Here is a 7,806-nt window from a genome sequence, read left to right as displayed (position 1 = left end):
GGCCCCGCCAGTGCGTCGGGGCCGGCGCCCAGCAGACCCGCCGCCCCGGCGGCACCGGCCGCCGCGAGGAGCCCGCGCCGGGAAACAGAAGACGTCATGACCACTCCAAACCGTTGGCTGTGGCCAGGACACTCGGTGATTAACCCCTTAACCAGAACCCGCCCCCCGCGACGGATTCCGCAGGGCGATCCGCCCCGGTCCGCCCCGGCGGCCCCGTACCCCGCCGCCCGCCTGATCCGTACGATGGCCCGCGTGCCGCCCGGACCGACCCTCGCCGACATCGCCCGCGCCGCGGAGGTGTCCACCGCCACGGTCTCGCACGCCCTCAACGGCACCGGACGGCTCGGCGAGGGCACCCGCCGCCGGGTCCGCGAGATCGCGACCGGCCTGGGGTACGGGGCCCCGCGCACGCCCCGCACCCGCACCCTGGGCCTGGCCGTGACCACCTTCGCCGGGGCCCCCTGGAACTTCGTGGCCGTCGCCTACTTCTCGCGCTGGCTGACCGCCGCCACCTCCGCCGCCCACGCCCGCGGCTACGCCCTGACCACCCTGCCCGCCGACCGCGGGGCCGCAACCGCCTGGCACCACCTCGCGGTGGACGGGATGCTGCTGCTCGACAGCCCCCACGACGACCCGGTGCTGCGCGCCCTGCGGGCCCGGGGCATCCCGCTGGTCTTCGACGGGCGCCCCGCCGACCCCCGTCCCGGAGACGTCTGGGTGGACAACGACCACACCGCCACCACCCACGAGGTCCTCGACCACCTCGCCTCCGCCGGGGCCCGCCGCATCGCGCTGCACGCCGGATTCGGCGACGAGCACTACACCCGGGCCGTCACCGAGGCGTACGGGCGCTGGTGCGCCCGGCGCGGCCGGACCCCGCTGCCGGTCCGCTTCGACCCCCACGACGGTCCCGGCCACGCCTTCGACGGGGTCTTCGCCGGGGGCGGGGCCGACGCCGTCTACTCCCTGTACGACCCGGGCGGCCGCCAGGCCCTGGCCGCCGCCGCCCGGCACGGCCTGTCGGTGCCGGGGGACCTGCTGCTGGTCTGCGCGAGCGAGGACCCGGCGTACGCGGACTGCCGTCCTCCGGTCAGCACCGTCACCCTCCACCCGGAGGCGCTCGCCGAGGCGGCGGTGGCCGCCCTGGTCGCCCTGCTGGAGCCGGGAACCCCCGCCGCGCCGGGCGGGCTGACGGTCCCGGCGGCCCTGCTCCACCGGACCTCGTCCCTCCGTTGAGGGCGCCGTGACGAGATGTGCGGCAGCAGTGAACGGCGAGTGCGGGGCGGTGCGACGTGCCGAGACGGACACGGAGGCGTGCTGACCCGAGGCGCGGCCATGTACTAGAGTTATCTCGACATCGAGATATCTGCCGAAGGCGCACCGCAGCCGCCCCCGCGGGTAAGGGCTACCTAACTTAGCCTTACCTTAGCGGATTGGCCACAGGGCGTGGCGGCAGGATGCGGTAATACGCGCGAAATCATGCATGAAGGAGACTGTCGTGTCGGCGAACAGCTTCGACGCCCGCAGCACGCTGCAGGTGGGCGACGAGTCGTACGAGATCTTCCGGCTGGACAAGGTCGAGGGCGCCGCGCGCCTTCCCTACAGCCTGAAGGTCCTGCTGGAGAACCTGCTCCGCACGGAGGACGGCGCGAACATCACCGCCGACCACATCCGGGCGCTCGGCGGCTGGGACTCCCAGGCGCAGCCCAGCCAGGAGATCCAGTTCACGCCGGCCCGCGTGATCATGCAGGACTTCACCGGCGTCCCCTGCGTCGTGGACCTCGCCACCATGCGTGAGGCCGTCAAGGAGCTCGGCGGCGACCCGTCCAAGGTCAACCCGCTCTCCCCGGCCGAGCTGGTCATCGACCACTCGGTCATCGCCGACAAGTTCGGCACCAAGGACGCGTTCTCCCAGAACGTGGAGCTGGAGTACGGCCGCAACAAGGAGCGCTACCAGTTCCTGCGCTGGGGCCAGACCGCCTTCGACGACTTCAAGGTCGTCCCCCCGGGCACCGGCATCGTCCACCAGGTCAACATCGAGCACCTGGCCCGCACGGTCATGGTCCGGGGTGGCCAGGCGTACCCCGACACCCTCGTCGGCACCGACTCGCACACCACCATGGTCAACGGCCTCGGCGTGCTCGGCTGGGGCGTCGGCGGCATCGAGGCCGAGGCCGCGATGCTCGGCCAGCCGGTCTCCATGCTGATCCCGCGCGTCGTCGGCTTCAAGCTGACCGGCGAGCTGCCGACCGGCACCACCGCCACCGACCTGGTGCTCACCATCACCGAGATGCTGCGCAAGCACGGCGTCGTCGGCAAGTTCGTCGAGTTCTACGGTGAGGGCGTCGCCGCCACCTCGCTCGCGAACCGCGCCACCATCGGCAACATGTCGCCGGAGTTCGGCTCCACCGCCGCGATCTTCCCGATCGACGACGAGACCCTGAAGTACCTGCGCCTGACGGGCCGCGACGCCCAGCAGGTCGCGCTGGTCGAGGCGTACGCCAAGGAGCAGGGCCTCTGGCTGGACCCGAAGGCCGAGCCCGACTTCTCCGAGAAGCTGGAGCTCGACCTCTCCACGGTCGTCCCCTCCATCGCCGGCCCGAAGCGCCCGCAGGACCGCATCGTCCTGGCCAACGCCGCGCAGCAGTTCGCCGTGGACGTCCTGAACTACGTGGACGACGCCGACGAGGCGGGCAAGGAGTCCTTCCCGGCCTCCGACGCCCCGGCCGCCGCCAACGGCGTCCCGACCCGTCCGACCCAGGTCACCCTGGCCGACGGCACCTCCTTCGAGATCGACCACGGCGCCGTCACCGTCGCCGCGATCACCTCCTGCACCAACACCTCGAACCCCTACGTCATGGTCGCCGCGGCGCTCGTGGCCAAGAAGGCGGTCGAGAAGGGCCTGACCCGCAAGCCGTGGGTCAAGACCACCCTGGCCCCGGGCTCGAAGGTCGTCACCGACTACTTCGACAAGGCCGGCCTGACCCCGTACCTCGACAAGATGGGCTTCAACCTCGTCGGGTACGGCTGCACCACCTGCATCGGCAACTCCGGTCCGCTGGACGAGGAGATCTCGAAGGCGATCAACGAGCACGACCTCGCGGTCACCTCGGTCCTCTCGGGCAACCGCAACTTCGAGGGCCGCATCAACCCCGACGTCAAGATGAACTACCTGGCGTCCCCGCCGCTGGTCGTCGCGTACGCCATCGCGGGCTCCATGAAGGTGGACGTCACGACGGAGGCCATCGGCACCGACGCCGAGGGCAACCCGGTCTTCCTCAAGGACATCTGGCCCTCCGAGGCCGAGGTCAACGACGTCGTGGCCAACGCCATCGGCGAGGACATGTTCAACAAGTCCTACCAGGACGTCTTCGCGGGTGACGCCCAGTGGCAGGCGCTGCCGATCCCGACCGGCAACACCTTCGAGTGGGACGCCGAGTCCACCTACGTCCGCAAGCCCCCCTACTTCGAGGGCATGACGATGGAGACCACCCCGGTCTCCGACATCGCCGGCGCCCGCGTGCTGGCGAAGCTGGGCGACTCGGTCACCACCGACCACATCTCCCCGGCGGGTGCGATCAAGGCCGACACCCCGGCCGGCAAGTACCTCACGGAGCACGGCGTCGAGCGCCGCGACTTCAACTCGTACGGTTCCCGCCGCGGCAACCACGAGGTCATGATCCGCGGTACCTTCGCCAACATCCGCCTGCGCAACCAGATCGCGCCGGGCACCGAGGGCGGCTTCACCCGCGACTTCACCGTCGAGGGCGCGCCGGTCTCCTTCATCTACGACGCCTCGCAGAACTACCAGGCCGCCGGCATCCCGCTGGTCATCCTGGCGGGCAAGGAGTACGGCTCGGGCTCGTCCCGCGACTGGGCCGCCAAGGGCACCGCGCTGCTCGGCGTCAAGGCCGTCATCGCCGAGTCCTACGAGCGCATCCACCGCTCCAACCTGATCGGCATGGGCGTCCTCCCGCTCCAGTACCCCGAGGGCGCCACCGCGGCCTCCCTGGGCCTCACCGGCGAGGAGACCTTCTCCTTCACCGGTGTGGAGGAGCTGAACGACGGCACCACCCCGCGCACGGTCAAGGTCACCACCGACACCGGTGTCTCCTTCGACGCGGTCGTCCGCATCGACACGCCGGGTGAGGCGGACTACTACCGCAACGGCGGCATCATGCAGTACGTCCTCCGCAACCTCATCCGCGGCTAAGGGCGCGCCAGGCGGAGCGATCCGCCGGTTATCGGCACCATAGGGCCGTACCCCCGTCAAGGGGGTGCGGCCCTTCCGCTTTTCGGGGCGGAGGATTCAGATGACGGACAGGTCTCAACTCGGAAAAGCCGGGAACGATCCTTGTGCACGATCTTGCTCAGCGAAGCGGAAGTGGACTATACCTGTGCCCCAATCCTGACGAAGGCGAGGACTTGAGCATGGGATCCACCGGTGAGGGCCTCGGCCGCCGCGATCTGATCAAGCGCTCCGCAGCGCTCGGCCTGATCGCCGTGCCGACGATGAGCTTCCTGTCCGCCTGCGCCTCCGGCGGCGGGGACGCCTCCACGAAGGGCCCGGACAAGGGGCCCGTGTCCAAGGAGAACCCCTTCGGCCTCGCCAAGGGCGGCAAGCTCGACGTGGTCATCTTCAAGGGCGGCTTCGGCGACGACTACGCGAAGGCCTGGGAGGCGGCGTTCGACAAGAAGTGGGGCACCACCAGCTCCCACCTGGGCACCCAGGAGATCGCGGCCAAGCTCCAGCCCCGGTTCAACGGCGGCAACCCGCCGGACGTCCTCAACGACTCCGGCGCCCAGATGATCAAGATCGACGTCCTGGCCAAGGGGGGCCAGCTCGCCGACCTGACCCCCATCCTCGACGCCCCCTCGCTCGACGACCCGAACAAGAAGGTCCGCGACACCCTGATCGCCGGCACGGTCCAACAGGGCACCCAGGGCGGCAAGTTCGTCGCGCTGAACTACGTGTACACCGTCTTCGGGCTCTGGTACTCCGGCAAGCTCTTCAAGGAGAAGGGCTGGACCGAGCCCAAGACCTGGGACGAGTTCCTGGCGATCTGCGCCAAGGCCAAGGAGGCCGGCATCGGCGGCCTGGCCCATCAGGGGAAGTACCCCTACTACATCAACGTAGTGATCATGGACCTGATCGCCAAGAAGGGCGGTCTGGAGGCCATGAAGGCCATCGACAACCTGGAGCCCAACGCCTTCGAGGGCAACCCGGCCGCCCTGGCGGCCGTCGAGGCGATCTACGAGGTGGTCGAGAAGGGCTACCTGATGCCCGGCACCAACGGCCTCACCCACACGGAGTCCCAGACCGCCTGGAACCAGTACAAGGCGGCCTTCATCCCCTCCGGCTCCTGGCTGGAGAACGAGCAGCTCAAGCAGACCCCCGAGGACTTCGACATGAAGTTCCTGCCGGTGCCGCTGCTCGCCGACAGCAAGCTCCCCTTCACCGCCATCCGGGCCGGCGCCAACGAGGCCTTCGTCGTCCCCGAGAAGGCCGCCAACAAGGCCGGCGGCCTGGAGTTCCTGCGCACCATGCTCTCCCGCGAATGGTCGACGACCTTCGCCCAGCAGGCCAACTCCCTCACCGTCGTCAAGGACGGCGTGGACCCGGCCGTCAAGCTCCGCCCGGGCACCCAGTCGGCCGTCGCCGCAGTCAAGGCCGCCGGCGAGGACACCTTCAACTACCTGTACCCCGACTGGTACAGCGAGATGGACACCGACATCCAGAACGCGTCCAACGAGCTGATGGCCCAGCGCATCCAGCCGAAGGAGTGGATCAAGCGGGCCCAGGCCGCGGTGGACAAGGCCGCCAAGGACCCCAACGCCAAGAACAACCACCGCAGCTGACCCCACGTCCAACCGGCGGCGTCACCAGGGACGGACACCATGAGCCAAGTAGCCCGGAGCAAGGGACGGACCGGCTTCATCGCCGGCTTCCTCGTCCTGCCGCTCGCGCTGTACCTGACCTTCGTCATCTGGCCGTACGTTCAGACGTTCGGCTACTCCTTCACCAACTGGTCCGGCCAGTCCCCGACGTTCGACTTCGTCGGCCTGGAGAACTACTCGGCCCTGATGCGGGACGAGGTCTTCCGCGGCGCCCTGTGGCACAACCTGCTGCTCCTGGTGTTCGTCCCCGTCATCACCATCCTGCTCGCCCTCTTCTTCGCCTTCATGGTGAACGCGGGAGGGCGCAGCGGGGCCGGCGGGGTGCGGGGCGTCCGCGGCTCGGCCTTCTACAAGATCGTCTACTTCTTCCCGCAGGTCCTCTCCCTCGCCATCCTCGCGGTCCTCTTCGGAGCCGTGTACCGCAGTGACACGGGCGGCCTGCTGAACGGGTTCCTCGCCCGGATCGGCCTCGTCGACCCGGCCCACCCCGTCGAATGGCTCAACCGGCCGAACCTGGTCCTGTGGTGCCTGCTCCTCGTGGTCGTCTGGCACGGGGTCGGCTTCTACCTGGTCCTCTTCTCGGCCGCCATGCAGTCCGTGCCCAAGGACATCTACGAGGCCGCCCTGCTCGACGGCGCCGGCCGCGCGCAGACCTTCCTGCGGGTCACGCTGCCCCTGCTGTGGGACTCCGTGCAGACCTCGGCGGTCTACCTGGGCATCGCGGCCATGGACATGTTCGTCCTGGTGTCCACGATGACCTCCGGCCAGTTCGGCGGCGGCCCGGACCACCACAGCGAGGTCATGGCGACCGTGCTGATGCGCAACTTCCTCTACTTCGGCAAGAGCGGCTACGCCTGCGCCATGGGCGTCGTGATGCTGCTCCTGACCATGATCCTCTCCGTCGTCACGCTGCGCGCCACCCGCCGCGAGCGCATCGAGTTCTGAGCGGGAGTCCCGATGACCGCAGAGTCCACAGTGATCAAGGCACCCGGCGAGTCCGCCGCCGAGCGGTCCCGGCCGGGCGGCCGCCCCGAGGGCGGCGGCAAGGCCCGCTCCGAGGGCATGGTGCTGAACGTCTTCTCCCACGGCTTCCTCGCCGTGTGGGCGATACTGATCGTCCTGCCCCTGATCTGGCTGGCGCTCGGTTCCTTCAAGACCGACTCCCAGATCGGCGCCTCCGCCCTGAGCTGGCCGTCCCACTGGCACTTCGACGCCTTCGGCCGGGCCTGGGACAAGGGCATCGGCGGCTACTTCGGCCACACCCTCATCGTGCTGGCCTTCTCCGTCCCGCTGACCATGCTGCTCGGCTCGATGGCGGCGTACGTGCTGGCCCGCTACCCCTTCCCGGGGAACCGGATCGTCTACTACTTCTTCGTCAGCGGGGCCATGTTCCCCGTGTTCCTGGCGCTGGTACCGCTGTTCTTCATGGTCAAGCGCCTGGACATGCTGAACACCTACCAGGGCCTGATCCTCGTCTACGTCGCCTACTCGCTGCCCTTCACCGTCTTCTTCATGCACTCCTTCTTCCGCACCCTGCCGACGGCGGTGCACGAGGCGGCGGTGATCGACGGGGCCTCCGACACCCGGATCTTCTTCCAGGTGATGCTGCCCATGGCCAAGCCCGGCCTGATCAGCGTGGGGATATTCAATGTCCTGGGCCAGTGGAACCAGTACATCCTGCCCTCCGTGCTGATGCAGCCCCAGAGCGGATCGGACCCCGAGCGCTACATGCTCACCCAGGGTCTGATCCAGCTCCAGTACCAGATGGGCTACGAGACGGACCTGCCGGTGCTCTTCGCCGGCGTGACCATCGCGATGATCCCGATGCTGGTGGTCTACCTGTCCTTCCAGCGCCAGATCCAGGCCGGACTGACCTCGGCCACCCTCAAGTAGCCCGGCGCGGGCCCG

5 protein-coding genes are annotated in these 7,806 nt (G+C 69.2%); all 5 read left to right on the top strand.

What is annotated here, in order from left to right:
• Positions 1–243 precede the first annotated feature (243 nt).
• The 5 genes from AB0O29_RS23115 to AB0O29_RS23095 all read left to right on the top strand — a co-directional run bounded on the left by AB0O29_RS23115 (position 244) and on the right by AB0O29_RS23095 (position 7,791).
• The gene (locus AB0O29_RS23115) at positions 244–1,236 is read left to right on the top strand and encodes a LacI family DNA-binding transcriptional regulator (protein ID WP_365154202.1); all 993 of its coding nucleotides are present in this window, start codon (positions 244–246) and stop codon (positions 1,234–1,236) included.
• Positions 1,237–1,498: 262 nt separating this feature from the next.
• Entirely contained in the window at positions 1,499–4,213 is a 2,715-nt protein-coding gene (gene acnA / locus AB0O29_RS23110; RefSeq protein WP_365154200.1) for an aconitate hydratase AcnA, read from the top strand.
• 218 nt (positions 4,214–4,431) lie between these two features.
• Positions 4,432–5,859, top strand: a complete 1,428-nt coding sequence (gene ngcE / locus AB0O29_RS23105) for an N-acetylglucosamine/diacetylchitobiose ABC transporter substrate-binding protein (protein ID WP_365154198.1) — start codon at positions 4,432–4,434, stop codon at positions 5,857–5,859.
• Between the two features lie 39 nt (positions 5,860–5,898).
• Positions 5,899–6,843, top strand: coding sequence for a sugar ABC transporter permease (locus AB0O29_RS23100; protein WP_365154196.1), 945 nt, complete (start codon positions 5,899–5,901; stop codon positions 6,841–6,843).
• 12 nt (positions 6,844–6,855) lie between these two features.
• Positions 6,856–7,791, top strand: coding sequence for a carbohydrate ABC transporter permease (locus AB0O29_RS23095; protein WP_365154194.1), 936 nt, complete (start codon positions 6,856–6,858; stop codon positions 7,789–7,791).
• The last annotated feature ends 15 nt before the right edge of the window (positions 7,792–7,806 follow it).

This window comes from Streptomyces sp. NPDC089915, assembly GCF_040684675.1.
Taxonomy (GTDB): domain Bacteria; phylum Actinomycetota; class Actinomycetes; order Streptomycetales; family Streptomycetaceae; genus Streptomyces.
Note: the sequence above shows the minus strand (reverse complement) of the source record. Positions and strands in the feature narration are given on the sequence as shown.